Genomic DNA, 25,714 nt, shown 5'->3' with positions numbered 1-25,714 from the left:
CGGTAACGGCTAGAACAGCGGGCGCGACGCGCGCCCTCGGATGAGCAAGTAAGGAACAGCACACGCATGGCCCCCAAGAAGAAGGTCGTCGGGCTGATCAAGCTGCAGATCCAGGCCGGGCAGGCCAACCCTGCCCCGCCGGTCGGTCCTGCACTCGGCCAGCACGGCGTCAACATCATGGAGTTCTGCAAGGCGTACAACGCCGCGACCGAGTCGCAGCGCGGAAACGTCATCCCCGTGGAGATCACCGTCTACGAGGACCGCAGCTTCACGTTCGCACTGAAGACCCCGCCTGCCGCCAAGCTCCTGCTCAAGGCTGCCGGTGTGCAGAAGGGCTCGGGCGAACCGCACAAGACCAAGGTCGCCAAGGTGACCTGGGATCAGGTGCGCGAGATCGCCGAGACCAAGAAGGCCGATCTCAACGCCAACGACATCGACGCAGCGTCGAAGATCATCGCCGGCACCGCCCGGTCGATGGGCATCACGGTCGAGTAAGAACTCGCGGAAAGCGTGGCAGGGCTGGCATCGGCCCGCACGACCACGACTCCAACAACACGATTGGACACATAATGAGCAAGAACAGCAAGGCATATCGCGAGGCGGCTGAGAAGGTCGACAAGACCAAGCTCTACACGCCGCTCGAGGCCGCGAAGCTGGCCAAGGAAACCTCCTCCAAGAAGCAGGACGCCACCGTCGAGGTCGCCATCCGCCTCGGCGTTGACCCCCGCAAGGCCGACCAGATGGTGCGCGGCACCGTCAACCTGCCGCACGGCACCGGCAAGACCGCCCGCGTCGCGGTGTTCGCCGTGGGTGAGAAGGCCGAGCAGGCCACTGCCGCCGGTGCGGACGTGGTGGGCAGCGACGACCTGATCGAGAAGATCCAGGGCGGCTTCCTCGACTTCGACGCCGCGATCGCCACCCCGGATCAGATGGCCAAGGTCGGCCGCATCGCTCGCGTGCTGGGCCCGCGCGGGCTGATGCCGAACCCGAAGACCGGCACCGTCACCCCCGACGTCGCCAAGGCCGTTCAGGACATCAAGGGCGGCAAGATCAACTTCCGTGTCGACAAGCAGGCCAACCTGCACTTCGTGATCGGCAAGGCGTCGTTCGACGACGCCAAGCTGGCCGAGAACTACGGCGCCGCACTCGACGAGGTGCTGCGTGCCAAGCCGTCGTCCTCGAAGGGTCGCTACCTCAAGAAGGTCACCGTGTCGACCACCACGGGCCCGGGTATCCCGGTTGATCCGGCGGTCACGCGGAACTTCACGGAGGCGTAAATCCTCTAGCCCGAGTGGCCAGTTGTGACACAAGATTCGTCGAATCACGTGTCATAACTGGCCATTCGGCGTTTCGGGGCTGAGTTCGGCGATGCGCCTGCGCAGGAACGCGGCCGCGGGTTCGGACGGTCCAGGGCTGTCGTGGTCGAGAGCGACGCGGTACCAGCGCAGCGCATCCTGAACGCGCCCGGCGCGCCGCAGCAGGTCTGCGCGGATCGCGGCCGTCGTGTTCGACCGCGCCAGCCGGGGATCGGTGGCGACGGCGTCCAACGCGGCGAGGCCGGCCTCGAAGCCATCCCGGAACCCGATGGCCAGGGCGCGGTTCGCGGCGACGACCGGGGAGTCGAGCATTGTGAGCAGCCGGTCATAGGCGAGGCAGATCGTCGCCCAGTCTGTGGCGTGCCAACTCGGGGCGGTCGCGTGCACTGCCGCGATGACCGCCTGCGGCAGATAGGGTCCCGTGGCGCCCTCGGCGAGCCGCAGCTGCTCGAGGCCGCGCGCGATGCGGCCCCGGTCCCACCGGCCGCGGTCCTGTTCGTCGAGCGGGATCAGTGCGCCGCAGTCGTCGACGCGGGTGCGGCGGCGTGAATCATGCAGGAGCACAAGGGCTGCCAGCGCGTGGGCATCGTGGTTGGCGGGCATCAGCGAGCAGAGTTCGCCCGCCAGCCGTACGCCTTCGTCGCAGAGCTCGTCACGGATGGCAGAGGGGCCGCCGGTCGGGAAATAGCCCTCGGTGAAGACCGAGTACACACAGCTGAGCACGTGCGGCGTGCGCTCATCCAGCAGTTCGGCGGGCGGCACCCGCAGCGGGATGTTGGCCTTGCGAATCTTGTTCTTGGCGCGGGTGATTCGCTGACCCACCGCGGTCTCGGACTGCAGCAGCGCGCGGGCGATCTCGGTGACGGTGAGCCCTGAGATCAACCGCAATGTCAGGGCCAGCTGCGAGCTGCGGTCGAGTGCGGGGTGGGCACATGTGAACATCATCCGCAGCTCGTCGTCGCGCACCGGGTGCAATTCACCCACGGTGTCGGCCCGCGCCGTGACATCGTCGTACACGGCAGCGAATTCCTTTCCGGGACGCGCAGTTTCACGCCGCAACCGGTCCAGCGCCCGATTGCGCGCGACCGTGGTCAACCAAGCTCCTGGATTGACGGGCACACCGTCGGACGGCCACACGCGCAGCGCCTGCGCACAGGCCTCCTGGACGGCGTCTTCGGCAATGGTGAGGTCACCTGACCAGCGCGCGATCGTGGCGACCGCCGGACCCCACTCGCGCCGGAAGACGCCGTCCAGTTCGGTCATCGACGCCTACAGGCCGGAGACACCGGCCAACCGGCGCAGTTCAACGGCCGACGCCGGGATCATCGACGCGAGCTTGACCGCCTCGTCGCGATCCGCGGCGCGCAGCACGTAGAAGCCGTTGGCCACCTCGGCGCCTTCGACGTAAGGCCCGTCGGTCAGCACGACGTCGTTGTTGCGCACCCGCACCGTCGTCGCAGTCGACGGCGGGTGCAGCGGTGCGCCGGACAGAATGTGTTCGCCTGCCGCATTACCGAATTCGGTGTGGGCACACACCCCGGATTCCCATTCCTCGGTGCTCGGAACGCAGACGTTGTCCTCCGGTTCGAGCAGCAACGCGAGCCAGTCGTTGCCCAGTTGCTCGCTCGGCGGATTCCACCCGACCATCGGCCACACCTCGACCGCACCGAACGTGGCGACCGGGATGTCGCGTGCCAGCGCAAGCGCCTCGTCGAGATTGTCGGCTTCGAGAACGTAGTAACCACAAGCGACTTCGGCGGCCTCGGCGAACGGACCGTCGGTCACCACCGGGGCATCGGGCCCACCCGTGATCCGTACGGCTTGCGCAGTCGGTGCCAACGCATCGCCTGCGCGGATCGCCGAACCGGCCTTGGCGTGAAATGCCTGAAAGGCCGCCATACCCGCGGTGGCCTCGTCAGGCGTCAGCTCACGTTCCTGGCTGATCAGCAGGGCGAAGTAGTGCATCGTCGTCTCCTCCGGTCAGGGAGCGGAACCCGGTTGTTCCCACTCTCTACCCATCCGACGAACGGCGTTGCCTCAATCCGACAACTGTGCGGAACTACTTCTGCAGCGTGAACTGATGGACGCTGATGTGGCCGGACGCGAAGTACTTCTGGCAGCCGTTGAGGTACTTGTCGTAGCGGTCGTAGACCTCTTGGCCCTGGAGCGCGATCGCCTCGTCCTTGTGCGCCTCGAGCGCGTCCGCCCAGATCTTCAGCGTCTTGACGTAGTGCGGCCCGATCTCCTGCAACTGGGTGAGCTTGAACCCGGCCTCGATCGCCTTTTCCTTCTCCATCTCCACCGAGGGCAGGCGGCCGCCGGGGAAGATCTCGGTCATGATGAACCGGGCGAACCGGGCATCTTCGAACGTCATGTGCAGGCCGAGCTTCTGGCCTTGCCGAAGGTCGAATCCGGTGATGTTGTGCAGCAGCATGATGCCGTCGTCGGGCAGCGCGTTGTAGGCCGTCTCGAAGAACGCCGGATAGCGCTCGAATCCGAAATGCTCGAAGGCGCCGATCGAGACGATGCGGTCGACCTTGTCGTCGAACTCTTCCCAGCCCTGCAGGCGTACCTCGACGTTGCGCTGGGTCGGCACCTTGGACAGCTTCTCGATCGCATACTCGCGCTGCTCACCGCTGAGCGTCAGGCCGATGACGTTGACGTCGTACTTCTCGATCGCGCGCGCCATGCAGGCACCCCAGCCGCAGCCGATGTCCAGCAGCGTCATGCCGGGCTCCAGCCCGAGCTTGCCCAACGCCAGGTCGAACTTGGCGATCTGCGCCTCGTCGCCGGTCATGTCTTCGCGCTCGAAATAGCCACACGTGTAGCCCATGGTCGGGCCGAGGAACAGCTCGTAGAATTCGTTGGAAATGTCGTAGATCGACTGTAGTTCTTCGTATTTCGGAGTCAATTTAGACATGTACGAAATGCTCCAAGCCTTGAAGTTCTCCCCGCCGAGTGGCCAGCCTACAACAGGTCCCACCTGGTAGGGCTCGACTACTGTCAATCAATACCGAGGGCAAACACAAAAAAGACCCGGTTGTGACCAGTATGTTATCGGTGCCTGCGCAAACCGATCAGCCGCCGACGCGAGACAGCGAAGCGGCAACCGACACGGTCTACTTCTGCAGCGTGAACTGATTGACGTCGATGTAGCCGATTCGGAAGGCGTTCGCACATCCGGTGAGGTAGTGCATGTATCGGTCGTACATCTCCTGGGACTGGATTTCGACGGCCTCGTCGTGCTTCGCCTCGAGATTGGCCGCCCACAGGTCGAGTGTGCGCGCGTAGTGCAACTGCAACGACTGCCTGCGGGTGAGCGTGAACGACGCGCGCGCGGCGTGCTCCTCGACCATTTCTATCGACGGCAGCCGCCCACCCGGGAAGATCTCGGTGAGGATGAACTTGATGAACTTCGCCAGCTCGAAGGTCAGGGGGATTCCGCGGTGGTGCGCCTCGCGCGGATGCAGCGCGGTGATGGTGTGCAGCAGCATCACGCCGTCGTCGGGCAGCGCGTCGTAGGCAAAGGCGAAGAAGTCGTCGTAGCGGTCGTGGCCGAAGTGCTCGAAGGCGCCGATGGACACGATGCGGTCCACCTTCTCGTCGAACTGTTCCCAGCCGGCCAGCAGCACTCGCTTGTCGCGGGCGCTGTCGGAGTTCGCGAACCGCTGCTCGACATGGGCCTTCTGGTTCTTACTGAGGGTCAGGCCGACGACGTTGACGTCATAGTGTTCGATGGCGCGCATCATCGTCGCGCCCCAGCCGCATCCGACGTCGAGCAGTGTCATCCCCGGTTCGAGGTCCAGCTTGCCGAGCGCAAGGTCGATCTTGGCGATCTGCGCCTCTTCGAGCGTCATGTCGTCGCGCTCGAAATAGGCGCAGCTATAGGTCCTCGTGGGATCCAGGAACAGGGCGAAGAAATCATCGGACAGGTCGTAATGCGCCTGTACGTCGTCGAAGTGCGGTTTGAGCTCTTGCGGCTGTTTGGCCATCGCGTTACCTCTCGGGGCGGACCGACCGGAGAGAGCTGCACCAGGCCACGTCTTGACCTAGCTCGCCCCCCCAGACTGCAGCAAAGCGTAAACCCCGTTCGGTCAGCTACCGAGTGCTAAGGCGCGGGCAAAGTCGTCGCCCGCGAATTGACGTTGCGAACGCAAACTAGCCGACGTTGGCGAAGTTGGTCTTGAGCTCGCCGACGATCTCGTCCCAGACCGGTTCGGGCAGCTCATGACCCATGCCGTCGATGAGCACGAGCCGTGCGCCGTCGATCGCCTGGGCGACCGCACGACCGCCGGCCGGACGCATCAGCCGGTCGGCGCGGCCGTGGATGACAACGGTCGGCGCGGTGATCCGCTTGTCGTGCCCGCGCAGGCTCCCGCTGCCGAGAATCGCGGCGAAGTGCCGCGCGATGCCTGCCGGGTAGTAGGCGCGGTCGTAGAGTTCGGCCGCTTCGGCCCTGATGCGCTCTTCAGGTGTGGGATAGCCGGGGCTGCCGTTGAGCCTGCTGATGCGTACGGCGTTGTCGATGATCGTCTGCCGTGATGAATTCGCCGGCGGGCCGGTGATGACCGACAGCAGCTGTTTGGCTCCCGGCGGCGGCAGGAACGCCTGGTTGTTGCTGGAAAAGATCACGGCGAGTGTCTTGGTGCGGGTCGCGTACTGCGACGCGAACACCTGCGAGATCATGCCGCCCATCGAGCCGCCGACGACGTGGGCGCTGTCGATGTCCAGATGGTCCAGCAGCGCGGCGGCGTCGTCGGCCATGTCTTCGAGGGTGTACACCGACGGGCTGCGAAGGCCGAGGAATGACCGGGCCATGCGGATCGCCAGCGACGAGTCGACGCGTTGGCCGGACAGTTTGGTCGACAGTCCGACATCGCGGTTGTCGTAGCGGATGACCCGCAATCCCTGGTCGACGAGCTTCTCGCAGAACCCGGTCCGCCACAGCAGAAGCTGCGCGCCGAGACCCATGATGAGCAGCACCGCCGGATCGTTGGGGTCGCCCATGTCCTCGTAGTAGATGTCGAGATCGCCGGACTTCGCGTACCCGGTTCGTACCTGCATCTAGGCCTCGAGCTCGTCTTTGTGTTCGCGGCTGACCTCGACCATGAAATTGGCGAAGTACCCGGTGAGTTGCGGGTCGCTCATCATCTGCCACTTCGGCGCGAGCAGCTTCATGTACCGCTCGACGTAGAGGAACTGCTTGCCGATCAGCACGAGTTCGCGGGGCAGCTTGACGTCGTATGCATCGGCGAGGGCCGACAATTGCCTGCCGATTTCCGCATACGACATATCGCCCAGCGACTTCATGGTGAGGGGCGTAGCAAACGCTTCGAGGTCTTTTGCCGCCTGCCCTTCCGGCTTCACCGTGCCCACCGCACCCATCAGCACGACGATCTTGCCCGCAGCGGCGTGGTCCTTCTTGACCAGCAGGGCGTAGACGAGCTCACGCAACAGCCAGCGCGTGCGCGGATCGATGCGGCCCATGATGCCGAAATCGAAGAACACGATCTTGCCCGCGTCGTCGACATAGAGATTGCCTGCATGCAGATCGCCGTGGAACAGCCCGTGCCGCAGGCCGCCCTCGAAGACGCTGAACAGCAGGGCCTTGACCAGTTCGGTGCCGTCGAAGCCCTTTTTGCGGATGCCGGCAACGTCGTCGATGCGCACACCGGTCACGCGCTCCATCGTGAGCACGCGCTGGCTAGTCAGATCCCAATACACCTGCGGAACCCGGATGTTCTCGCCGAGCGGCGAGGCGTGCATGTGTGAGATCCAGGCGTCCATCGACTGGGCTTCCAGGCGGAAATCCAGTTCCTCGGCGAGGTTGTCGGCGAAGTCGGCGACCACGTCCTGCGCCGACAGCCGCCGCCCGAGTTTCGCGAGCTCGACCAGTTGCGCGCCCCGCTTGAGGATCTGCAGGTCGGCGGCGACCCGGCGACGGATACCCGGCCGCTGGATCTTGACGACGACTTCCTCGCCGCTGTGCAGCGTGGCGTAGTGCACCTGGGCGATCGAGGCCGACGCGAACGGCTTGTCGTCGAACGACTTGAACAGATTGTGCGGATCGTCGCCGAGTTCTTCTTTGAGGAGTGCTTGCACAGCTTCCGTACCCGCTGGGGGCACGCGGTCGAGCAGCCCGCGGAACTCGCGGCTCAGCGGCTCGCCGAACGCGCCCGGGCTCGACGCGATGATCTGCCCGAACTTGACGTAGGTGGGCCCGAGGTCGGAGAACGTCTGCGGGATCTGTTTGACGATCTTCTGCTGCAGCGAGCCGCGGCCGAGGATGTTGGTGACGACGCGTGCGCCGGTGCGGGTGATCTGCCAGCCCGTCGCGCCGATGCGGGCAGCCTCAACCGGCAGAGGCACCCGATCCAACTTGGCCACCTCGCGGTGCTTGGTTTTCGGCGGCGTAGTGCTCATAGCTGCAGTGTCTCAAAACCCGCGGTACTGCCAAAAATATGTGTGCTGCGCGTCACACCGTCGCAAAGCTGTTCTCGACCTCCTCGCGGCTGAGCAACGCGTCGCTGCCCGGCACATATGTCGGCACGGTGTGCGGCGCGAGCGCCGGGTCGATTCCGTCGGCCACCCGCGCCTTGGCCTGCCGGAACTCGGGCGTCGGCCCGGCCGCCAGCTCAAGTCCGTTGATGATCGACCACGCCATGCTGCGGCGCGCGGCCCGTTCCACGAAGTTGGGGGACTGGTGCTGGATCAACTGCATGGCCCACTTGGGCATGGTGTCGCGGATCGCCCAGTCGATCGCGCTCTGCGGCAGCCCGAGGTTGGGGCCGGTGGCCATGGCCGCACCGTGCGTGAGCGCGAGCCGGGGGAGGTAGGACTCGAGGCAGTCCAGCGTCTCGACCTTGGTGGTCGGCAGGTCGGTGCCGCCGAGCGCATGGCCGACCCGGACGAACTCGCCGTAGTAGCGATCAAGTTTCTTGCCGCGCAACGGTTGTGGGTGATACAGCTCGTGCGCGGTGGCCAAGCCCCACACCACCGTGGCGTAGTTCCAGCGCAGCCAGTCCGGATCGTCGGCGTCATAGACGGCGCCGTCGGGACGCGTGCCCTTGATGGTGTGGTGCATCGAGCGCACGGTCTTGGCCAACCGCTCGGCGGTCTCGGTGGAGCCGTACGCGGTGCCGATGAAGAACGCGATGGAATGGCCGAGCCGCACGGCCGCGCCCGCCGGATCGATGCGCGGGCTGGCCACGCCGTTCTCGTCGCGTTGGACGAGCCGCGAGTGGTGCATGCCCATCCAGTAGATCGACGGGTCAAGGCGTTCCATGTATGCCGCGCACTGCAGGCCGAAGATCAGGGCGTGCAGATGCGAGTGCACGTGCCACACCGCGCTGCCGGGCCCGAACCAGCCGGGGTCGCCTTGCGGTCCGGCGAAATCCATCCCCCGGAAATAGTGCTTGCGGATGTCGCGGTCGAACTTCTGATTGAGCCACTGCCCGACGAATTCATGCGGCATAAACACGGCATGCGCTCCCTTGTGCGCGGTTTGGTCACGACTGTAACCACAATAACGTTTGGCTACGGGTGTGACCAGACATAGGCTGTAGCGATGTCGACCCCGACCCGATGGGCCGGCGTGCCGTTGACGGATCGCCGGGCCGAGCGCCGAGCCCTACTGGTCGATGCGGCGTTTCGGCTGTTCGGGGACGGCGGCGAGGCAGCGGTGTCGGTGCGCTCGATATGTCGGGAGTGCGGACTGAACACGCGCTACTTCTACGAGAGCTTCCGCGACACCGACGACCTGCTCGGTGCGGTGTACGACGAAGTCAGCGCGCTGCTCGCGGCCGATGTGGAAGCCGCGATGGCCGATGCCGGGAATTCGCTGCGCGCCCGCACCCGGGCCGGGATCGCCGCGGTGCTCGGATTCAGCTCGGCCGATCCGCGGCGCGGGCGGGTGCTGTTCACCGACGCGCGCGCCAACCCGGTACTGGCGGCGCGACGCGCGGCGACGCAGGACCTCCTGCGGGAAGCCGTGCTGAGTGAGGGCGGACGGCTCTACCCCGGCTCGGATCCGGTGGCCGCCCAGATCGGCGCGGCGATGTACACCGGGGCGATGGCCGAGCTGGCCCAGCAGTGGCTGTCGGGCAACCTCGGCGACGATCTGGACGTCGTCGTCGACCATGCCCTCAAGCTCGTGCTGGGCCGCTGAGCCCGGGTGCTCAGGCCTGCCCGGCCGGCTGCCAGCGCTTGATCCAGTCGGTCTCGGGCCACTGCTCTTCGGCCGCCATCAACTCGTACATCGTTGCGCGATCGATGGATTCGCGAATGATGTCGGCGTGGCCGGCATGCCTGCTCAGTTCCTCGATGAGATGCATGGCCACCCAGCGCACCGACCAGTTGTCGATGTCCTGCGGGAACCACGGCACGCCGTGCGGAACCGGCACGGCGGCGTCGAGATCCTGCTCGGCGAAAACCCGCAGCGTCTCGGCGTTCTGCGCCTTGAGCGCGTCCAACAGGCCGGCCAGTGTCTCGTCCTCACGCATGACGTACTGATCGGCATAGTCGGCCATCTGCTCTTCCATCGGGCGCGGGTCCGGCGGCGGGGACGTGGGGGCGTGCGCGGCGCGGTCGGCCCAGCCTTTCTGGACCCCGGTTGCGTGTTTGACGAGCCCGCCGACCGACAGTGCGCTCACCGACGGCGTGGCGCGGGCCTGCTCGTCGGTCAGGCCGTGAGCCACCGCGAAGAACGCGTTCTGCTGAAAAGCCAAGAACTCCAGCAGGGTCTGGCGTTCGTCGGCGGCGGGAGGGGGCATACCTGGCATTGCTCAGTTCTCCTTCGGGTGGGCGGTGTGGGTGTAAAGGTCACGGATGCAACAGATTTCGGCGCCGTGGTGGATGACCTCCCGGTTGATGTGCAGGACCAGTTCGGTCATCGAGTGTTCAGCCCATGGGCCTTCGGCCGGCCCGACGGGGCGGTCGAGGTCATCCTCGCTCAGCGTGCGCACGCCGTCGACCCAATTCCGGTAGGCGTCGTCGAGCTGGCCGAGCGCGGTGGCTGCCTCGGTCGCATACGGCCAGGTTTCGTAATCGGCAGGCGGGCCGCCGAAATGTGAGTGGTTGCGCATCGCCAGGACACCCACGATGACGTGGGCGAGCCGCCAGGCGATCGTGGTGAACGGTGTGGGCTGCGGCTCTGGGTAGGTGAAGTCGATCGAACCGTCGCGGTGCAGCGTCCAGCAATCGGGCACCGGTTGCCAGAAGTACTCGTCGTCTGTCAGGCCGTCCAGCCTCGGCCGCAACTGGCCTCTCCAGTGGAAATCCAACTGATCGAAGAGAAGGTCCTTGTTCATGAGACCTAGCTTCGCAGGGATATAGGACAGTTTCGGTCCTAAAACTCCGGCAGACTGTTGCCATGTCCGAAACGACCAGCCGGGTGCTGCAACTGCTGGGTCTGCTGCAGTCTCGTCGTGTCTGGACCGGAGAGGAACTGGCCGAACGGCTCGGGGTGACCGGCCGCAGCGTGCGGCGAGACATCGAGCGGCTGCGTGACCTGGGCTATCCGGTTCACGCGAGCAAGGGTCACGGCGGTGGCTATCAGCTCGGTGCGGGCGCCGCGCTGCCCCCGCTGCTGCTCGACCCGGACGAGGCCGTGGCGATGGCCGTCTGCCTGCGCCTTGCCGCCGGCGGTAGCGTCGCAGGCGTCGGCGAATCCGCGCTGCGCGCCCTGTCGAAACTCGACCAGGTCATGCCGGCCCGGCTGCGCTCCCAGGTGTCGGCCGTGCACGACGCGACCGTCACGCTGGCGCCGACGTCATCGGACTCGCCCGTCGACCCCGATGTCCTGATGACCCTGGCGCGCGCCTGCCGAGACCACGAACACGTGAGCGCCGGTTACACCGACATCCGGGGCAACAGCACGCAGCGGCGGCTTGAGCCCTACCAATTGGTGACCACCGGCAGGCGCTGGTATCTGATGGCCTACGACCGTGACCGGGAGGATTGGCGCAGCTTGCGGCTCGACCGCATGTCGGACGTGCGAGCCATGGGCAGCACCTTCACGGGCCGCGACGCGCCCGACGCCGCCAGCTATGTGCAGCGCTCGATCAGCGCCTCGCCGTACCGCTACGTCGCCCGGGTCCGCTTCCACGCCCCGCAAGAGATTGTGGCTCAAAAGTTCTCGGCCGCATCGGTGACCGTGGAAGCCGACGGGTCGGACGCGTGCATCCTCACCGCAGGCGCAGACGACCCCGAACGCATGGTGCTCTACTTCGCCACCGTCGGTCACGATTTCGAGGTGCTCGAACCGCCCGAGGTCGCCGCCGCGGTCCGCGACGTCAGCGAGCGGCTGCTGCGCGCCTCCTGTGGCGAGCAGACGTGAATGCACCCAGAACACAGCCGTACCGGGCACTTTCACGTCTGCTGGCTACGTGATCCCCAGACGATCGGTGAGCACAAGGAACGCCGCGGCGAAATCGTTGTCGGCGGTGGCTTCGCGGACCGTGTCCCAGTCGACCTGTTCACGCACCGCACGGGCAGCGGGCAGCAGCGCCGCGAAGTCACAGTGATGTTCGTTGAGCGAACACAGTTTTTCCGAAACCACCAGCGTCGGCGGCAGCACGGGCATCCGGATGGCCAGCACGTCGACCACATCGGCTGACCCCAGCGTTGCGGCATCCACGGACACACCGTTGAGCTGGTAGAGCACGTCGACCAGGACGTCATCGCCGGAATACGCCTTGAACAGCCAGTCTTCGGGTGTGCGGACGATACGGAAGCCGGCCTTCTGCAACGTCACCTCGGCGGCCTCGGCATCGACCTCCGCGACGACGAAATCGACGTCGTGCACCGGCTCGGGAGCGCCGTATACCCACAGCGCATAGCTGCCCGCGAGCGCGAACTCGGGGCCGTGGGCCTTGAAGGCCGACGCCGCGCGTTTGAGCGCGTCGCGCAATTCGTCGTTTCTATCGAGCACGTGACCATCCCGGATTCGTCGACGGCGGTTGCTGGAGTCTTCCAGATGGGTACCAAGTACCCATGCGAGTGGCCACCTTCAACATTTTGCACGGACGCAGCGTTCACGAAGGCAATGTTGACCTCGACAGGCTGGCGGCCGCGGTGACCGAACTCGACGCGGACATCCTCGCGTTGCAAGAGGTCGACTGTGACCAGCCGCGCTCGGGGAAAGCCGACCTGACCGCTGTCGCGGCCAAGGCCATGAACGCGGTCCACCACCGGTTCGTCGCTGCGATCTCGGGCACTCCCGGGGCCACCTGGATGGCGGCCACCGGGCGCGAACAACCGGGAACCGCCGCCTACGGCATCGCGCTGTTGTCGCGCTTTCCGGTCGAGAACTGGCAGGTGCTGCGTCTGCCGCGCATCCCGGTGCGGTTTCCGATGTACCTTCCTGCGGTCCGGGGCATACGTATCGTGCACGAGGAGCCCAGGGCCGCCGTCGTGGCCCGCATAGACACCCCGCTGGGGCCGTTGACCGTGGCCAACACACACCTGTCGTTCGTGCCCGGCTGGAACAAAGTCCAGCTGCGCCATCTGGTGCGCGATCTCAGCGGGTTTGCCGGACCCAGGCTGCTCGTAGGGGATCTCAACATGGGGCCGGGCCGGCCGGGGAACTGGCGCGCGCTCGGATCCGCACCGACGTTTCCGGCCGACGCCCCCGACCAACAGCTCGACCACATCCTCACCGACGACCCCACGCTCAAAGTCATCGAATGCGCTGCGCCGCGCCTGCCGATTTCCGATCACCGCGCGCTCGTCGTCGACATATCCGAGCCGTGACGCCGTAGGGTCGGTGAGGTGCACGTCACGTCAGTAGAGACGACGGAGCTGTTCGCCGGACCTGCCGATGCGCCCCGGCAGCTGGTCCGGGTGAGCTACACCGGCTGCGTATCGCCGGGCGAGGTGCGGATAACCGGCGACGGGCTGGCCGGACTCGCGTCGGTCGAGCCCGGCGACGGCGTGGTCGAAGTGCCGGTGGTGGTGGACAAACCGGTGCCGGGCGAGATCCGCCGCGCGTACGCCGGCAATGCGGAATTCGACTTCACCGTCGCCGAACCCGGCTGGACCATGTACATGGTCAGCCATTTCCACTACGACCCGGTGTGGTGGAACACCCAGGCCGCCTACACCAGCATGTGGACCGAGGACCCGCCCGGCCAGTGCCGCCAGACCCACGGCTTCGACCTCGTGCACGCCCATCTCGAAATGGCGCGCCGCGAACCGGAATACAAATTCGTGCTGGCCGAGGTCGACTACCTCAAACCGTACTGGGACGCCCACCCGGAGGATCGGGCCGACCTGCGCCGGTTCATCGCCGAAGGCCGGGTCGAGATCATGGGCGGCACCTACAACGAGCCGAACACCAACCTGACGAGTCCGGAAACCGCCATCCGGAACTTTGTGCACGGGATGGGTTTTCAGCGCGACGTGCTGGGTGCGCAGCCTGCCACGGCATGGCAGCTCGACGTGTTCGGCCACGACCCGCAATTCCCGGGCATGGCCGCCGACGCGGGCCTGACCTCGAGTTCGTGGGCGCGCGGCCCACACCACCAGTGGGGCCCGATGCAGAACGACGGCGATCCGGAGCGCATGCAGTTTTCCAGCGAGTTCGAGTGGATCGCCCCGTCCGGCCGCGGCCTGCTGACCCATTACATGCCTGCGCACTATTCCGCCGGCTGGTGGATGGATTCGTCGGCGTCGCTGGCCGAGGCCGAGGCCGCCACCTACGCACTGTTCACCAAACTCAAGCGCGTCGCGCTGACGCGCAACGTGCTGCTGCCGGTCGGCACCGACTACACCCCGCCGAACAAATGGGTGACCCAGATCCACCGCGATTGGAACGCGCGTTACGTGTGGCCGAAGTTCGTGTGCGCGTTGCCCAGTGAGTTCTTCGCCGCGGTGCGGGCCGAGCTCTCCGAACGCGGTGTCGAGGCGTCGCCGCAGACCCGGGACATGAACCCCATCTACACCGGCAAGGACGTGTCCTACATCGACACCAAGCAGGCCAACCGGGCGGCCGAGGATGCCGTGCTCGACGCCGAACGGTTCGCGGTGTTCGCGGGCCTGCTCGGCGGGGCCGCCTACCCGCAGGCGGCGCTCGCCAAGGCGTGGGTGCAACTGGCCTACGGCGCCCACCACGACGCCATCACCGGTTCGGAATCCGATCAGGTCTACCTCGACCTGCTGACCGGCTGGCGCGATACCTGGGAGTTGGGTGTTACCGCGCGCGATAATTCGTTGACGCTGTTGTCCGAGGCCGTCGACGGTCCAATAGTGGTGTGGAATGCCCTGGCGCACAAGCGCACCGAGATCGTGACCGTCCACCTGGACGAGCCGTTCACCGGTGCGGTGGTCGACAGTGACGGCAACGAGATGTCCGTCCTCGTCGAGCATGGCGGCACGACGGTGAGCTGGCTCGCGCGCGACGTCCCGTCGCTGGGCTGGCGCGCTTACCGTTTGACCGACGGCCACGCAAGTGGCTGGGAACCGCTGGCCGGCGACCGCATTGCCAACGAACGGCTTCGGGTGCGGGTGGATGCGGCGCGCGGCGGTGGTGTCGCGTCGTTGGTGCGCGACGGGCGCGAACTCATCGCCCACGGCGAGGTGGGCAACGAGCTTGCGGTGTACGACGAGTATCCGGCTCACCCCGAGGCGGGGGAGGGGCCGTGGCATCTGCTCCCCAAGGGGCCGGTGGTGTGCTCATCCTCTTCTCCCGCCGACGAGGTCGCGTGTTATCGCAGTGCGCTCGGGGAGCGGGTGATCGTGCGCGGCCACATCGGTGACATCCTGCGCTACACGCAGACCATCACGCTGTGGGACGGTATGGACCGCGTGGACTGCCGGACCACGATCGACGAATTCGTCGGCGCCGACCGGCTTTTGCGGCTGCGATGGCCGTGCCCGATACCCGGTGGACTGCCAGTCAGCGAAGTCGGCGATGCGGTCATCGGGCGCGGGTTCGGGCTACTGCACGACCGTTCGGGCGAAGCCGTCGACGCGGCGCAACATCCGTGGACCTTGGACAACCCCGCCTACGGCTGGTTCGGGTTGTCCTCGGCGGCGCGCATTCGCGTCGGATCCGCTGCGGTGCGCGCGGTTTCGGTGGCCGAGGTGATCACGGCCGACGCCGATCCGGCCGCGACGCGCGAACTGATGGTGGCACTCGTGCGGGCCGGGGTGACCGCCACCTGCAGCAGTGCCGACAAGCCACGCTATGGCGATCTCACCGTGGACTCCAACCTGCCCGACACTCGGTTCGCGCTCGGCGGACCCGACGAGAATGCTTTCACCGCAGCTGTTCTCGCCGAAGCGGATATCGCATACACCGAGGAGCTGAAGCGTCAACTCGATGAGTCCGGCTCGGCTCGAGTGTGGGTTCCGGCCACCGCGCCGCTCGTCGACCAGTGGGTGCCGGGGGCCGACCTGCGCGGAGCGCGTGCCCTGCCGGTGCTGATACTCGCCGGCGGGCTGCGGTCCGTGATCGATGACTTGGCCGACGCGGAGATTCTCGTCGAGCAACAAGCGCCGGCCGGAGTCGAGCCGTTCGAATCGCGCACCGTCGCCGTGCTCAATCGCGGGGTGCCGAGCTTCGCCGTCGACCCCGGTGGGACCCTGCACACGTCGCTACTGCGGTCCTGCACGGGCTGGCCGTCGGGCACGTGGATCGACCCGCCGCGCCGCACCGCGCCGGACGGCTCCAACTTCCAGTTGCAGCACTGGACACACACGTTCGACTACGCGGTCGTCGCCGGGGACGGCGATTGGCGCTCGGCGGGCGTCGCAGCGCAAGCCGCCGAATTCAACCGGCCGCTGCGCGCGGTCACCACGCCGCACCACACCGAGGGCGGGCTACCGCCGTGGGGATCACTGCTGGAGATCGAACCGGCCGGTTCGGTGCAACTGGGTGCACTCAAAGCCACCGGCAACCCGTTGGCCGCGGGCAGTGTGCGTGGTGTTGACCCGGCGGAGAGCGTGACTGCGCGGCTCGTCGAGATCACCGGCAGGGCAACAGATGTCAAGATTCGTTCGGGTCTGCGCTCGGTGGTGGCGGCGGCTCACCTGAACCTGCTGGAGGAGCCGGATCCCCGCGTCGCCGAAAACGACCGGCTGCGCCTGCACGGCTACCAGATCGCGACGGTGTCCACACAGTTGAATCTGCCGAAGGTGCTGCGCGCCGACCATCGGCAACTGGCGCCCGACGCCGAGGCGGCGCAGCCGCTCTACGCTCGCTACTGGCTGCACAACCGTGGCCCCGCACCGTTGGGCGGGCTGCCCGCGGTCGCCCATCTACACCCCGAAAACCTGGTGGCCGAACCCGACTCGGACGTCGTCATACGCCTGACCGCAGCGAGTGACTGCACCGACGCCCCGCTGCACGGCCGCGTGAAGCTCGTGGTGCCATCGGGCTGGTCCGCGCAGCCCGGCGAACTCCCGTTCGTGCTGCCGCCCGACCAGCACCTGGAAACCGAAGTGGTGCTGACCATTCCGGCCGGGGTCGAGCCCGGGCTCTACCCGGTGCGCGCCGAACTGGCAGTCACCGGGGGAGACTCGGCCGGGCTGCCGCCGTCGTGGCGTCAGCGGGTCGAGGACGTCTGCATCGTCACGCTCGGCGAACCGGCCGCACACGTGCTGAAACTGGTCACCGAGCCGACGCCGGTCGAGGTGAGAGCCGGCGAATCGGCGCGGCTGTCACTGACGGTCGGCACCGACGCCCGCGCCGAGCTGTCCGCCGAGGCGCACTTGATAAGCCCCTGGGGGACCTGGGAATGGATGGGCCCGGCTGCCGTCGGGACGCACTTGCCTGCTTGCGGTTCGGTTGAGATCGGGTTCGACGTGGCCCCGCCGGCATGGGTCGAGCCTGGCGAATGGTGGGCCCTGATCCGGGTCGGATGCGCCGGGCGGCTGATCTACTCACCGGCAGTGAAGGTGACTGTGCGATGACTGTGGCGGCCCTGGTGGCAGGTGAACCCGTTCTGGTCGACGAAGTCGACGAACGTGAGGCGCGGTTGCGGGCGACGAATTTGGCGTCGGCACTGCCGCGGCCACACACGAGCGAAGGCCGACAACTGCGCCGCTGGCTGACCCAGCTGATCGTGGCCGAACGGGTCGTCGCCGCAGAGGCGGTCGTGCGGGGTTTGACGGCATCCGGTGCGCCTGCCGAGGACGCGGTGGTACCGGACACCGCAGCGCGCCTGGAGATCGGCAGCGTCGCAGCCTCGACCCTGGCCGACCCGTTGGCTCGCGCAGTGTTCGCCGACGTCACCGCCGCGGTCGAGATCGACGATGCCGAGGTGGCTGCTTACCACGCTCGTAATCCGATGCGCTTTGCCGCGAAACCCGTTGTGGATGAGCATGGTTGGCGCAGCAGGCCGGTCGCACCTCCGCTCGACGCCGTCCGGCGTCGTATCGCCGAGCACCTGCTCGCCGCGGCCCGCAGGCGCGAATTCCGGCTGTGGCTCGACGCGCGCTGTGCTGAACTTGTGCAGCTAGCCCCCGGATATGAGCATCCGGGTGACCCGCGCCAGCCTGATAACACGCACAGGCACTGATGAGCGCTTGCGCGAAGAAGAGAGAGCACTGATGAGCGCCTTCACTCTCGCCCTCGACATCGGCGGCACCAAGATCGCCGCCGGTCTGGTGGACCCCGACGGGTTGCTTGTGCACCAGGTCAAACTGCCCACGCCGGACGGCGACGCCGAGACCGTATGGGCCGTCGCCGAGCAACTGCTCGCCGAGACGATGAAGGTGGCCGACGGCCGTATCGACGGCGTCGGCGTCGCATCGGCAGGGCCGATCGACCTGCCCAGCGGAACTGTGAGCCCGATCAACATCGTTGAGTGGCACCGCTTTCCGATCATCGAGCGGGTGGCCGCGGCGACCGGTCTTCCGGTTCGGCTCGCCGGTGACGGCGTGTGCATGGCGCTCGGCGAGCATTGGCGTGGTGCGGCGCGTGGCGCCGACTTTCTGCTCGGCATGGTGGTATCGACGGGGATCGGTGGGGGACTGGTGCTCGACGGCGCACCCTATGACGGCCGCACCGGCAACGCCGGTCACGTCGGCCATGTCATCGTCGCTCCCGAAAACGGCGCGTTGTGCACATGCGGCGGGCACGGCTGCGTCGAGACCGTCGCATCGGGTCCAAATATGGCCAGGTGGGCGCGCGCCCAGGGTTGGCCGGCCCCGCCGGAAGCTGACGCCAAGGAGCTGGCTGACGCAGCGAACGCAGGGGATGCTTTGGCGCTCAGGGCGTTTCACCGGGGCGCGACTGCGGTGGCGGCGATGATCGCGTCGGTGGGTGCGGTCTGTGATCTCGATCTTGTGGTGATCGGCGGTGGCGTGGCGAAGTCCGGGGCATTGTTGTTCGACCCGCTTCGCGCGGCGCTTGCGAATTACGCGGGGCTGGACTTCTTGCGCACGCTGCGGGTGGTGCCCGCCGAACTCGGCGGGGACGCGGGCCTGGTGGGGGCGGCCGCTCTCTTGCGTGGCTGAGCCCGTTGCATGTGCGTGCGGCCCCAGTCGCACAGTGTTTGCAGGACCGGCGCGAGCGTCATCCCGTACTCGGAGATCGAATAGTGGACGCATGGCGGCACGGTGCCCGCGTCGTGGCGGTCGATGATCCCGGCGTCCACCAGGTCATGCAGATGGCGGATCAGCATGCGCTCGGTGATCTCGGGGATGCTGCGCCGCAGTTCGGCAGTGCGCATCGGCCCGTCGACCAGGCGCCACAGGATGGTGCCCTTCCAGCGGCCGTCGATGACCGACAGCGTGGCATCGATCGGACACTCGCCGATTTCCTTCTTGGACACCGGCATGTCGGGACTCCTTGCGTAGAGTGCTGACTAATTTGTCAGTACCTTGTTTTTTGTCAGCTTACTGACCAGGGTCGATCTTGTGAATGAAATCATCGAGATCCTCGTCGTCCTGGTGATCGGCGCGCTGGTGGGTGTGGAGTTCGGAGTAACCGCCTTCAGCCATCCGATCCTGGAGCGGTTGCCGGACGCCGCGTACTCGCAGGGACGTTCGGCCAGCGCCCGGATTCTCGGCAGGGTGATGCCGTTCTGGTACGGCCTGGCGGTGCTCCTTCTGCTCAGCGCGGTGGCTGTGCGGCCCCAACCGTTGTTCATCGCCGCGGCGTTGGTGATGGGCGCGGTCATGCTGTTGACCTTCACGGTGCTCGTGCCGGCCAACAACCGCGTGGCCGCGTGGGCCGGCCCCGCCGACGTCTCGCATGAGCTGGCCGGGCGCTGGGACCGGCTCCACTGGCTGAGAGTGGCCCTGTTGGCCGTGGTGTTCGTGTTGTTGGTTGTGGGAAGTGGGCGCTGACCGTGGCGAGCGACCGCTGAGGCATGCTTTTTGCGGCGTGTCGGCGTGCAGACACGGTCGCTCGCGGTGCATGGATCATGAATTAGGAAGTCAGGCGGGTGTTCGGGTACTCTGGCCGAGTTCCACCGAAGACCGTCGGTCACCGATGAGCGCTTGCTCGCAGAGTAAGCAGCTCGGCAATCGGTTGAAGGTCCGGGAAATTTCCCGGCGGCCCACGCAGGAGGACGAGGTAGAAGCATTCTTGCGCGCCCCGACCTGTCTGCGTCGGGGCGCTTTGTCATTTCCGGCCTTCATGTGGTGGACGACCCCAACCATCACGAGGAGGCAAGCATGGCCCAAGCTGAAAAGGCCACCGCGGTCGCCGACATCGCCGAGAAGTTCAAGGAGGCGACGGCCACCGTCGTCACCGAGTACCGCGGCCTGACGGTGTCCAACCTTGCCGAGCTGCGCAGGTCGCTGGGTGAAGGAGCCACGTACACGGTTGCCAAGAACACCTTGGTCAAGCGTGCGGCTGCCGAAGCCGGCATCGAGGGTCTGGACGATCTGTTCGCCGGACCGACCGCCATCGCGTTCATCAGCGGCGAGCCCGTTGACGCCGCCAAGGCGATCAAGAAGTTCGCCAAGGACAACAAGGCCCTGATCGTCAAGGGCGGCTACATGGACGGCAAGGCGCTGTCCGTTGCCGAGGTCGAGCGGATCGCCGATCTGGAGTCCCGCGAGGTCCTGCTGTCCAAGCTGGCCGGCGCACTCAAGGCGAAGCAGTCCCAGGCCGCGGCGCTGTTCGTGGCGCCCGCGTCCCAGGTCGCCCGCCTGGCCGCAGCTCTGCAAGAGAAGAAGGCCGGCTCGGAAAACACCGACGCCGCATAAGCAACCCACCACCAAGAGATAGATAAGGAATCACCATGGCAAAGCTGTCCACCGACGAACTGCTCGACGCGTTCAAGGAAATGACCCTGCTGGAGCTCTCTGAGTTCGTCAAGCAGTTCGAGGAGACCTTCGACGTCACCGCCGCCGCCCCGGTCGCGGTTGCCGCCGGCCCGGCCGCCGGTGGCGCGCCCGCCGAGGCCGCCGAGGAGCAGTCGGAGTTCGACGTCATCCTCGAGGGTGCCGGCGACAAGAAGATCGGCGTCATCAAGGTCGTCCGCGAGATCGTCTCCGGCCTGGGCCTAAAGGAAGCCAAGGATCTGGTCGACGGCGCTCCCAAGCCGCTGCTGGAGAAGGTCACCAAGGAAGCCGCCGAGGAGGCCAAGAGCAAGCTCGAGGCTGCCGGCGCTTCGGTCACCGTCAAGTAATTCGCGATTCTGCGAAAAGAACCCCCGGATCAGCGCGATCCGGGGGTTCTTTGCTGTTTACGTCAAGGCAAATCGGATACATCGGCACAACCGTGATTCCGCGGTGCGCGGTGCGCTATGGTGACTCAAGCCACAGGCCCTAGCAGGTGGCACGGTGAGGCGTAGGCGGAAGGATCTTTGATGGGCGTCCAAATCGACGTGAACGGACTGAGTAAGTCTTTTGGATCGTCCAAGATCTGGGAAGACGTGACGCTGTCTGTCCCGGCCGGTGAGGTCAGCGTGCTGCTGGGCCCGTCCGGTACCGGTAAGTCGGTGTTCCTGAAGTCGCTGATCGGCCTGCTGCGCCCGGAGCGCGGTTCGATCATCATCGACGGCACCGACATCCTCGAATGCTCCGCCAAGGAGCTCTACGAGATCCGCACGCTGTTCGGGGTGCTGTTCCAGGACGGCGCGCTGTTCGGCTCGATGAACATCTACGACAACACCGCCTTCCCGCTGCGCGAGCACACCAAGAAGAGCGAGAGCGAGATCCGTGAGATCGTCATGGAGAAGCTCGCCCTGGTCGGTATGCCCAACGACGGGCACAAGTTCCCCGGTGAGATCTCCGGCGGTATGCGCAAGCGCGCCGGCCTGGCGCGCGCCCTGGTGCTCGACCCGCAGATCATCCTCTGCGACGAGCCGGACTCCGGTCTGGACCCCGTCCGTACCGCCTACCTGAGCCAGCTGCTGATCGACATCAACGCCCAGATCGACGCGACCGTGCTGATCGTGACGCACAACATCAACATCGCCAGGACCGTGCCCGACAACATCGGCATGCTGTTCCGCAAGAAGCTGGTCATGTTCGGACCTCGTGAAGTGCTGCTGACCAGCGAGGAGCCCGTCGTCAAGCAGTTCCTCAACGGCCGCCGCATCGGCCCCATCGGCATGTCCGAGGAGAAGGACGAGGCGACCGCGGCCGCCGAGCAGGCCCTGCTCGATGCCGGTCAGCACGATGGCGGTGTGGAGGAGATCGAAGGTGTCCCGCCGCAGCTGACCGCGACGCCGGGAATGCCCGAACGCAAGGGCGTGGCTCGTCGCCGGGCCCGGGTGCGCGAGATCCTGCACACCCTCCCGCCGCAGGCCCAGGCCGCCATCCTGGAGGAGCTCAACGCCCACGACGGGCAGCAGGGCGCTACCGTCCAGACGCCGACGGCTCCGGTGGAGAATTACGACGAGCCGACCGCGCGGCACAGCCGTCCGGTCGAGGACGACGCTCCGACGGGTGCCATCGAGGTGCCCAAGCAGCAAGCCTGATACGACCGTCAGCGATCCGGCGTCACCCGCATATGGGTGGCGCCGGATCGCTGTTTACCGGCATGGGTGTCGCCGTTGTGGCCGATGCCTTGCGGTACGCCCCGTCGGGGGCACGTCGTCCTTCTGAGGTAGGAGGTGTAGTCCCGCCTCGCGGATGACGCCAAGCGCTCGGCAAGTTCGTAGTGTCGAAGACGACTGCTGAGCGCCTTCGATGGCGGACGGCACCGTATCGAAGGAGCACGTTTGATGACGGTCTCCATCCCTCGAACGCCCACCGGCACGGGCCGTGGACGAGTGCGCAGAACGTCGGGCAGTATCCGAGCTCGCCGGCGGCGGGTTGCCCTCGGCGCGAGCGAGTCCGAACTCGGGCTCTTCTGTGACCGCTGCGGCCGCTGGTTCGCCGCCGAGCGGTTGAGGGTCGAATGTGGTGCATGTGCCCTCGCGGGCCGCCCACTAATTGTCCACAGTGCGACGGAATCACTGTTCGACCGGGCTCTTTCGCGACGAGCCTCGACAGGAAGCGCGGTGCATCCATGAGCGACGGAGTTGCTCTGGTCGGGCTCTTGACGCTCGCGCTGATCACGGGCTGGGCCATCCTGTTCGGCCGCCGAATGGCGCGCGCCCAAGAGGCTGCGGACGACCTCAGCCCGTCTTCGACGGGAGACCGCATGCAATGCTCCGGCCGGTATGAGCGTGAGCGCGACAATCCAAACGTGTTACCCCAGCGGCATGTTCGATAGTTCGCCGACGAACTCGCACCGGGTTGGCGCGCTGACCGCCGGTGAACGAATCGAGATGCATCGTCGGCGACGAGGATTGTCGCGAAAAGTGGTCGCCGGTCTCGTCGGGCGCAGCGAAGAGTGGTTGCGGTTGATCGAATCCGGCCGGCGAAAGCTCGACAGCATCGAAGTCTGGGCGAGCCTGTGCGAGGTACTGCACATCGACAACCCCGCCGAAATCATCGACTGGCCGGTCAGGAATGTCCCACGCCCGAAACCCGCGTACGAATTGCGCGAGCTGCGGCGACTGGTCATCGAGAACCCCGCCTTGCGTGCACGGGAGACCGTCGGGCGCAACGATGACATCGACAAGTCGGCGATGGTTGCGAATCTTCTTGAGTGTCAACACATCTGGTCTGGTTCGCCGCGAAGATACTCCACCTTGGCCCGGCAGCTTCCGGCGGTCTTGCGTGCGTGCCTCGAAGCCGAGTGGTATCGCCCGGATTCCGGGTTTCAGGAGCTACTCGTGACGACATACCATCTGGCCGGCCAGGTTTTTTCCGGCCACGGCGATCACAATTCCGCAGCGTTGGTCACAGACCGGGCGATGGTCGGCGCAGCGCAGACGCGCCGACCGGAATTGATCAGCGCCAGCGCGTGGTTCGTCGGCAACGCATTACTCCAATCGTCAGATCTCCGTGAATGCCACGACTATGCATTGGGTGCCGCACAGCGATTGTTCATTCGCGCGCCCGAAACTGCCGAGGATGCGGCGATTTGGGGAGCCCTCCATCTCACGGCCGCCATCGCCGCCGGGCTGGCGCAGAACTGGGACGAAAGCCGCAGACTCTTCGCCTTGTCCGAGAAAATCGCCGACGATCTGGACAAGGATATACAGGTCCGCGGCATCCTGTTCGGCCCGACCGAAGTTGCGATTGCCGGCATGCAGATCGCGCTAGCGCACCATGCCACCGGCGAGGTGATCCGGCTTGCCGCCGAAACCGACATCACCGATGGCTATCCACTTCAGCGCCATGTCCAGTATCACATTTGTCAGGCGCTGGCCTTCGTAGACCAGCGAGACGAGGTGGCGGCCACCCTGGCATTGACCAGAGTGGCAGCGCTGTGCCCGGAGGATATTCGTCACCACCCTGACGTGCACCGCTGCCTGCAGTTCCTCATCGCCCGAAACAACTACCTGGTCCGCTCGGAGGTGGACTATCTCACCAAGCTGGCCGAAGGCACTGACGACAACGTGGTTATTCGACCTTCCGTCACAGCTTGAGTATCACGGACTTTTCCTCGGTGTATTCGTGAAACCAATTGGGGCCCAGTTCCCGTCCGATTCCGGACTGTTTGTAGCCGCCGAAAGGCATGTTGGGGTTCAGTGCGAGAAAGGTATTGATCCAAACCGTACCGGCTCGGAGTCGACGCGCCATCGTGTGCGCCCGGGTCACATCGTTGGTCCACACAGCGGCCGCGAGCCCGTACGTCGTGTCGTTGGCCCGCACTACGGCATCGTGCTCATCGGTGAATGGAATCACCGCGACCACGGGTCCGAAGATCTCTTCGCGGGCAATCCGCATCGAACTGTCTACGTCGTCGAAGACCGTGGGATCGACAAAGTAGCCGCGTCCGGACCGCACTGTGCCACCGAACTTGGGCGTCGCACCTTCGCTCCTGCCGACCTCGAGATAGCCACGGACCCGATCGAACTGCTCCTTGGACGCGAGCGGCCCAACAGTTGTTTCTGGATCAAGGGGGTCACCCACAATAACGGCGGCCGCATAGGCCGACAGTTTGTCGACGAACTCGTCCTTGAAGTCGCGCTGCACGAGTACGCGAGTGCCCGCTGCGCAGGCCTGCCCGCTCAGCATGCAGAACCCGGCCAGCGCAGCAGGGAGCGCTTGTTCGAGGTCGGCGTCGGGGAAGATGACATTCGGTGACTTCCCGCCGAGTTCGAGTAGCACTCGCTTCAGGTTTCCCTCCGACGCCCGCAGAACCAGGCGACCGGTCTCGACCGACCCGGTGAATGCGACCTTGTCGATGCCATGGTGTCGGGCGATCGACGAACCAGCGCCGGGTCCGAAACCGGTGAGGATGTTGAGCACGCCCGCGGGCAGGCCGGCCTCTAAGGCCAGTTCGCCGAGACGCGATGCGGTGAGCGGTGTCTGCTCAGCGGGTTTGAGGACAAGGGTGTTTCCCGCTGCGAGCGCTGGACCGATCTTCCACAGCGCCGAGATGATCGGGCCGTTCCACGGGATGATCGCGCCGACGACTCCGACCGGCTCCCGCAGCACATAGTTGAACGAGGTCGGGTGCGACGGCATCGTGTGGCCGCTGACCAGGTTCGCCGATCCGGCGAAGAAGTGCAGACTCTCGATGCCCAGCTTCAGCAGGGCGCGGGCGGTGGCGATGGTCATGCCGTTGTCGAGCGTTTCGAGCTCGGCGAGTCGGTCGGCATCCGCTTCGATCAGATCGGCGAAGCGGCGTAACAGCTGCGCGCGTTCGGAAGGGCCCATCCGCGACCACGGGCCATCGTCGAAAGCCGCGCGTGCCGCCTTCACGGCGTCGTCGACATCGGCCGCCTCCGCTTCCGCTGCGTACCCGAGCACCGTTTCGTCGGTCGGATTCACCGTCTCGAAGGTTCTGCCGGTTCTGGCGGGCACCCACGAGTTGTCGATCAACAGGCGCGGCTCGTGGGCATCAAGCCACTCCTGCACCGCAGAGCTCCGAAATCGGCTGCGGGCAGCTGGGTTTGCACTGACAGACATGTGATTGTCCTCTGGTGGGCGAT

26 protein-coding genes are annotated in these 25,714 nt (G+C 66.1%); 14 read left to right on the top strand and 12 right to left on the bottom strand.

What is annotated here, in order from left to right; genetic code table 11:
- The first annotated feature begins 66 nt into the window (after positions 1–66).
- Together rplK and rplA are read left to right on the top strand one after the other, a co-directional pair.
- Positions 67–495, top strand: coding sequence for a 50S ribosomal protein L11 (gene rplK, locus ACRCUN_RS29120; protein WP_067856251.1), 429 nt, complete (start codon positions 67–69; stop codon positions 493–495).
- A 74-nt stretch (positions 496–569) separates the two neighbouring features.
- A complete protein-coding gene (gene rplA, locus ACRCUN_RS29115) occupies positions 570–1,277 on the top strand; it encodes a 50S ribosomal protein L1 (protein ID WP_462145098.1) in 708 nt (235 codons plus the stop codon).
- Between the two features lie 51 nt (positions 1,278–1,328).
- On the opposite strand, the gene ACRCUN_RS29110 is transcribed toward rplA, so the two are convergent.
- The 7 genes from ACRCUN_RS29110 to ACRCUN_RS29080 form a co-directional block, all read right to left on the bottom strand.
- Positions 1,329–2,579 carry an RNA polymerase sigma factor gene (locus tag ACRCUN_RS29110; RefSeq protein WP_462145097.1) on the bottom strand — a complete coding sequence of 417 codons (1,251 nt, stop codon included), beginning with the start codon at positions 2,577–2,579 and terminating at the stop codon, positions 1,329–1,331.
- A 6-nt stretch (positions 2,580–2,585) separates the two neighbouring features.
- Positions 2,586–3,281 carry a YciI family protein gene (locus tag ACRCUN_RS29105; RefSeq protein WP_462145096.1) on the bottom strand — a complete coding sequence of 232 codons (696 nt, stop codon included), beginning with the start codon at positions 3,279–3,281 and terminating at the stop codon, positions 2,586–2,588.
- Between the two features lie 94 nt (positions 3,282–3,375).
- Positions 3,376–4,236, bottom strand: coding sequence for a cyclopropane mycolic acid synthase family methyltransferase (locus ACRCUN_RS29100; protein ID WP_462145095.1), 861 nt, complete (start codon positions 4,234–4,236; stop codon positions 3,376–3,378).
- A gap of 199 nt (positions 4,237–4,435) precedes the next feature.
- Entirely contained in the window at positions 4,436–5,308 is an 873-nt protein-coding gene (locus ACRCUN_RS29095; RefSeq protein WP_462145094.1) for a cyclopropane mycolic acid synthase family methyltransferase, read from the bottom strand.
- 166 nt (positions 5,309–5,474) lie between these two features.
- Positions 5,475–6,380, bottom strand: a complete 906-nt coding sequence (locus ACRCUN_RS29090) for an alpha/beta fold hydrolase (RefSeq protein ID WP_462145093.1) — start codon at positions 6,378–6,380, stop codon at positions 5,475–5,477.
- The gene (locus ACRCUN_RS29085; protein WP_462145092.1) at positions 6,381–7,739 is read right to left on the bottom strand and encodes an ABC1 kinase family protein; all 1,359 of its coding nucleotides are present in this window, start codon (positions 7,737–7,739) and stop codon (positions 6,381–6,383) included.
- Between the two features lie 52 nt (positions 7,740–7,791).
- The gene (locus tag ACRCUN_RS29080; protein WP_462145143.1) at positions 7,792–8,790 is read right to left on the bottom strand and encodes an oxygenase MpaB family protein; all 999 of its coding nucleotides are present in this window, start codon (positions 8,788–8,790) and stop codon (positions 7,792–7,794) included.
- Between the two features lie 93 nt (positions 8,791–8,883).
- On the opposite strand from ACRCUN_RS29080, the gene ACRCUN_RS29075 reads away from it, so the two are divergent.
- Positions 8,884–9,483: a TetR/AcrR family transcriptional regulator gene (locus ACRCUN_RS29075; protein ID WP_462145091.1), complete on the top strand. Its 600-nt coding sequence runs from the start codon at positions 8,884–8,886 to the stop codon at positions 9,481–9,483.
- Between the two features lie 10 nt (positions 9,484–9,493).
- Here the strand turns inward: ACRCUN_RS29075 and ACRCUN_RS29070 are convergent, their stop codons facing one another.
- A complete protein-coding gene (locus tag ACRCUN_RS29070) occupies positions 9,494–10,096 on the bottom strand; it encodes a DinB family protein (protein ID WP_462145090.1) in 603 nt (200 codons plus the stop codon).
- Between the two features lie 3 nt (positions 10,097–10,099).
- Positions 10,100–10,624, bottom strand: a complete 525-nt coding sequence (locus ACRCUN_RS29065; RefSeq protein ID WP_462145089.1) for a DinB family protein — start codon at positions 10,622–10,624, stop codon at positions 10,100–10,102.
- A 62-nt stretch (positions 10,625–10,686) separates the two neighbouring features.
- On the opposite strand from ACRCUN_RS29065, the gene ACRCUN_RS29060 reads away from it, so the two are divergent.
- Positions 10,687–11,652: a helix-turn-helix transcriptional regulator gene (locus ACRCUN_RS29060; protein ID WP_462145088.1), complete on the top strand. Its 966-nt coding sequence runs from the start codon at positions 10,687–10,689 to the stop codon at positions 11,650–11,652.
- 45 nt (positions 11,653–11,697) lie between these two features.
- On the opposite strand, the gene ACRCUN_RS29055 is transcribed toward ACRCUN_RS29060, so the two are convergent.
- The gene (locus ACRCUN_RS29055) at positions 11,698–12,246 is read right to left on the bottom strand and encodes a nucleotidyltransferase family protein (RefSeq protein WP_462145087.1); all 549 of its coding nucleotides are present in this window, start codon (positions 12,244–12,246) and stop codon (positions 11,698–11,700) included.
- 62 nt (positions 12,247–12,308) lie between these two features.
- On the opposite strand from ACRCUN_RS29055, the gene ACRCUN_RS29050 reads away from it, so the two are divergent.
- Genes ACRCUN_RS29050 through ACRCUN_RS29035 form a run of 4 tightly spaced genes read left to right on the top strand, consistent with a single transcriptional unit; the run spans position 12,309 to position 18,776 of the window.
- The gene (locus ACRCUN_RS29050; RefSeq protein WP_462145086.1) at positions 12,309–13,067 is read left to right on the top strand and encodes an endonuclease/exonuclease/phosphatase family protein; all 759 of its coding nucleotides are present in this window, start codon (positions 12,309–12,311) and stop codon (positions 13,065–13,067) included.
- 18 nt (positions 13,068–13,085) lie between these two features.
- On the top strand, positions 13,086–17,228 hold the full coding sequence (locus ACRCUN_RS29045) for a glycoside hydrolase family 38 N-terminal domain-containing protein (RefSeq protein ID WP_462145085.1): 4,143 nt from the start codon (positions 13,086–13,088) through the stop codon (positions 17,226–17,228).
- On the top strand, positions 17,225–17,836 hold the full coding sequence (locus tag ACRCUN_RS29040) for a DUF7158 domain-containing protein (protein WP_462145084.1): 612 nt from the start codon (positions 17,225–17,227) through the stop codon (positions 17,834–17,836). Before ACRCUN_RS29045 ends, ACRCUN_RS29040 begins: the two co-directional genes overlap by 4 nt.
- Positions 17,837–17,867: 31 nt before the next feature.
- Positions 17,868–18,776 (top strand): ROK family protein, encoded by a 909-nt coding sequence (locus ACRCUN_RS29035; protein WP_462145083.1) that lies wholly within the window; start codon positions 17,868–17,870, stop codon positions 18,774–18,776.
- On the opposite strand, the gene ACRCUN_RS29030 is transcribed toward ACRCUN_RS29035, so the two are convergent.
- A complete protein-coding gene (locus tag ACRCUN_RS29030) occupies positions 18,677–19,099 on the bottom strand; it encodes a winged helix-turn-helix transcriptional regulator (protein WP_462145082.1) in 423 nt (140 codons plus the stop codon). The genes ACRCUN_RS29035 and ACRCUN_RS29030 overlap by 100 nt on opposite strands.
- Positions 19,100–19,178: 79 nt before the next feature.
- Between ACRCUN_RS29030 and ACRCUN_RS29025 the strand changes: the two genes are divergently transcribed.
- The 6 genes from ACRCUN_RS29025 to ACRCUN_RS29000 all read left to right on the top strand — a co-directional run bounded on the left by ACRCUN_RS29025 (position 19,179) and on the right by ACRCUN_RS29000 (position 24,202).
- Positions 19,179–19,610 (top strand): anthrone oxygenase family protein, encoded by a 432-nt coding sequence (locus tag ACRCUN_RS29025; RefSeq protein WP_462145081.1) that lies wholly within the window; start codon positions 19,179–19,181, stop codon positions 19,608–19,610.
- A 330-nt stretch (positions 19,611–19,940) separates the two neighbouring features.
- Positions 19,941–20,477, top strand: a complete 537-nt coding sequence (gene rplJ, locus ACRCUN_RS29020) for a 50S ribosomal protein L10 (protein ID WP_462145080.1) — start codon at positions 19,941–19,943, stop codon at positions 20,475–20,477.
- Between the two features lie 35 nt (positions 20,478–20,512).
- Positions 20,513–20,902 (top strand): 50S ribosomal protein L7/L12, encoded by a 390-nt coding sequence (rplL, locus tag ACRCUN_RS29015; protein ID WP_067856314.1) that lies wholly within the window; start codon positions 20,513–20,515, stop codon positions 20,900–20,902.
- Positions 20,903–21,082: 180 nt separating this feature from the next.
- On the top strand, positions 21,083–22,198 hold the full coding sequence (locus tag ACRCUN_RS29010; protein WP_462145079.1) for an ABC transporter ATP-binding protein: 1,116 nt from the start codon (positions 21,083–21,085) through the stop codon (positions 22,196–22,198).
- A 533-nt stretch (positions 22,199–22,731) separates the two neighbouring features.
- Positions 22,732–22,938 carry a hypothetical protein gene (locus ACRCUN_RS29005; RefSeq protein ID WP_462145145.1) on the top strand — a complete coding sequence of 69 codons (207 nt, stop codon included), beginning with the start codon at positions 22,732–22,734 and terminating at the stop codon, positions 22,936–22,938.
- Entirely contained in the window at positions 22,886–24,202 is a 1,317-nt protein-coding gene (locus ACRCUN_RS29000) for a helix-turn-helix domain-containing protein (protein WP_462145078.1), read from the top strand. Before ACRCUN_RS29005 ends, ACRCUN_RS29000 begins: the two co-directional genes overlap by 53 nt.
- Here the strand turns inward: ACRCUN_RS29000 and ACRCUN_RS28995 are convergent.
- Positions 24,192–25,691: an aldehyde dehydrogenase family protein gene (locus ACRCUN_RS28995; RefSeq protein WP_462145077.1), complete on the bottom strand. Its 1,500-nt coding sequence runs from the start codon at positions 25,689–25,691 to the stop codon at positions 24,192–24,194. The two genes, ACRCUN_RS29000 and ACRCUN_RS28995, sit on opposite strands and share 11 nt — an antisense overlap.
- Positions 25,692–25,714 lie beyond the last annotated feature (23 nt).

It is taken from the genome of Mycobacterium venezuelense (assembly GCF_054919535.1).
This window is presented reverse-complemented; position numbering and strand designations above follow the sequence as displayed.

What these genes read in the sequence shown, in the direction of transcription:
- rplK (WP_067856251.1), top strand. Translation starts at nt 67, where the DNA reads ATGGCCCCCAAGAAGAAGGTCGTCGGGCTGATCAAGCTGCAGATCCAG.
- rplA (WP_462145098.1), top strand. Translation starts at nt 570, where the DNA reads ATGAGCAAGAACAGCAAGGCATATCGCGAGGCGGCTGAGAAGGTCGAC.
- ACRCUN_RS29110 (WP_462145097.1), bottom strand. Translation starts at nt 2,579, where the DNA reads ATGACCGAACTGGACGGCGTCTTCCGGCGCGAGTGGGGTCCGGCGGTC.
- ACRCUN_RS29105 (WP_462145096.1), bottom strand. Translation starts at nt 3,281, where the DNA reads ATGCACTACTTCGCCCTGCTGATCAGCCAGGAACGTGAGCTGACGCCT.
- ACRCUN_RS29100 (WP_462145095.1), bottom strand. Translation starts at nt 4,236, where the DNA reads ATGTCTAAATTGACTCCGAAATACGAAGAACTACAGTCGATCTACGAC.
- ACRCUN_RS29095 (WP_462145094.1), bottom strand. Translation starts at nt 5,308, where the DNA reads ATGGCCAAACAGCCGCAAGAGCTCAAACCGCACTTCGACGACGTACAG.
- ACRCUN_RS29090 (WP_462145093.1), bottom strand. Translation starts at nt 6,380, where the DNA reads ATGCAGGTACGAACCGGGTACGCGAAGTCCGGCGATCTCGACATCTAC.
- ACRCUN_RS29085 (WP_462145092.1), bottom strand. Translation starts at nt 7,739, where the DNA reads ATGAGCACTACGCCGCCGAAAACCAAGCACCGCGAGGTGGCCAAGTTG.
- ACRCUN_RS29080 (WP_462145143.1), bottom strand. Translation starts at nt 8,790, where the DNA reads ATGCCGCATGAATTCGTCGGGCAGTGGCTCAATCAGAAGTTCGACCGC.
- ACRCUN_RS29075 (WP_462145091.1), top strand. Translation starts at nt 8,884, where the DNA reads ATGTCGACCCCGACCCGATGGGCCGGCGTGCCGTTGACGGATCGCCGG.
- ACRCUN_RS29070 (WP_462145090.1), bottom strand. Translation starts at nt 10,096, where the DNA reads ATGCCAGGTATGCCCCCTCCCGCCGCCGACGAACGCCAGACCCTGCTG.
- ACRCUN_RS29065 (WP_462145089.1), bottom strand. Translation starts at nt 10,624, where the DNA reads ATGAACAAGGACCTTCTCTTCGATCAGTTGGATTTCCACTGGAGAGGC.
- ACRCUN_RS29060 (WP_462145088.1), top strand. Translation starts at nt 10,687, where the DNA reads ATGTCCGAAACGACCAGCCGGGTGCTGCAACTGCTGGGTCTGCTGCAG.
- ACRCUN_RS29050 (WP_462145086.1), top strand. Translation starts at nt 12,309, where the DNA reads ATGCGAGTGGCCACCTTCAACATTTTGCACGGACGCAGCGTTCACGAA.
- ACRCUN_RS29040 (WP_462145084.1), top strand. Translation starts at nt 17,225, where the DNA reads ATGACTGTGGCGGCCCTGGTGGCAGGTGAACCCGTTCTGGTCGACGAA.
- ACRCUN_RS29035 (WP_462145083.1), top strand. Translation starts at nt 17,868, where the DNA reads ATGAGCGCCTTCACTCTCGCCCTCGACATCGGCGGCACCAAGATCGCC.
- ACRCUN_RS29030 (WP_462145082.1), bottom strand. Translation starts at nt 19,099, where the DNA reads ATGCCGGTGTCCAAGAAGGAAATCGGCGAGTGTCCGATCGATGCCACG.
- rplJ (WP_462145080.1), top strand. Translation starts at nt 19,941, where the DNA reads ATGGCCCAAGCTGAAAAGGCCACCGCGGTCGCCGACATCGCCGAGAAG.
- rplL (WP_067856314.1), top strand. Translation starts at nt 20,513, where the DNA reads ATGGCAAAGCTGTCCACCGACGAACTGCTCGACGCGTTCAAGGAAATG.
- ACRCUN_RS29010 (WP_462145079.1), top strand. Translation starts at nt 21,083, where the DNA reads ATGGGCGTCCAAATCGACGTGAACGGACTGAGTAAGTCTTTTGGATCG.
- ACRCUN_RS29005 (WP_462145145.1), top strand. Translation starts at nt 22,732, where the DNA reads ATGAGCGACGGAGTTGCTCTGGTCGGGCTCTTGACGCTCGCGCTGATC.
- ACRCUN_RS29000 (WP_462145078.1), top strand. Translation starts at nt 22,886, where the DNA reads ATGAGCGTGAGCGCGACAATCCAAACGTGTTACCCCAGCGGCATGTTC.
- ACRCUN_RS28995 (WP_462145077.1), bottom strand. Translation starts at nt 25,691, where the DNA reads ATGTCTGTCAGTGCAAACCCAGCTGCCCGCAGCCGATTTCGGAGCTCT.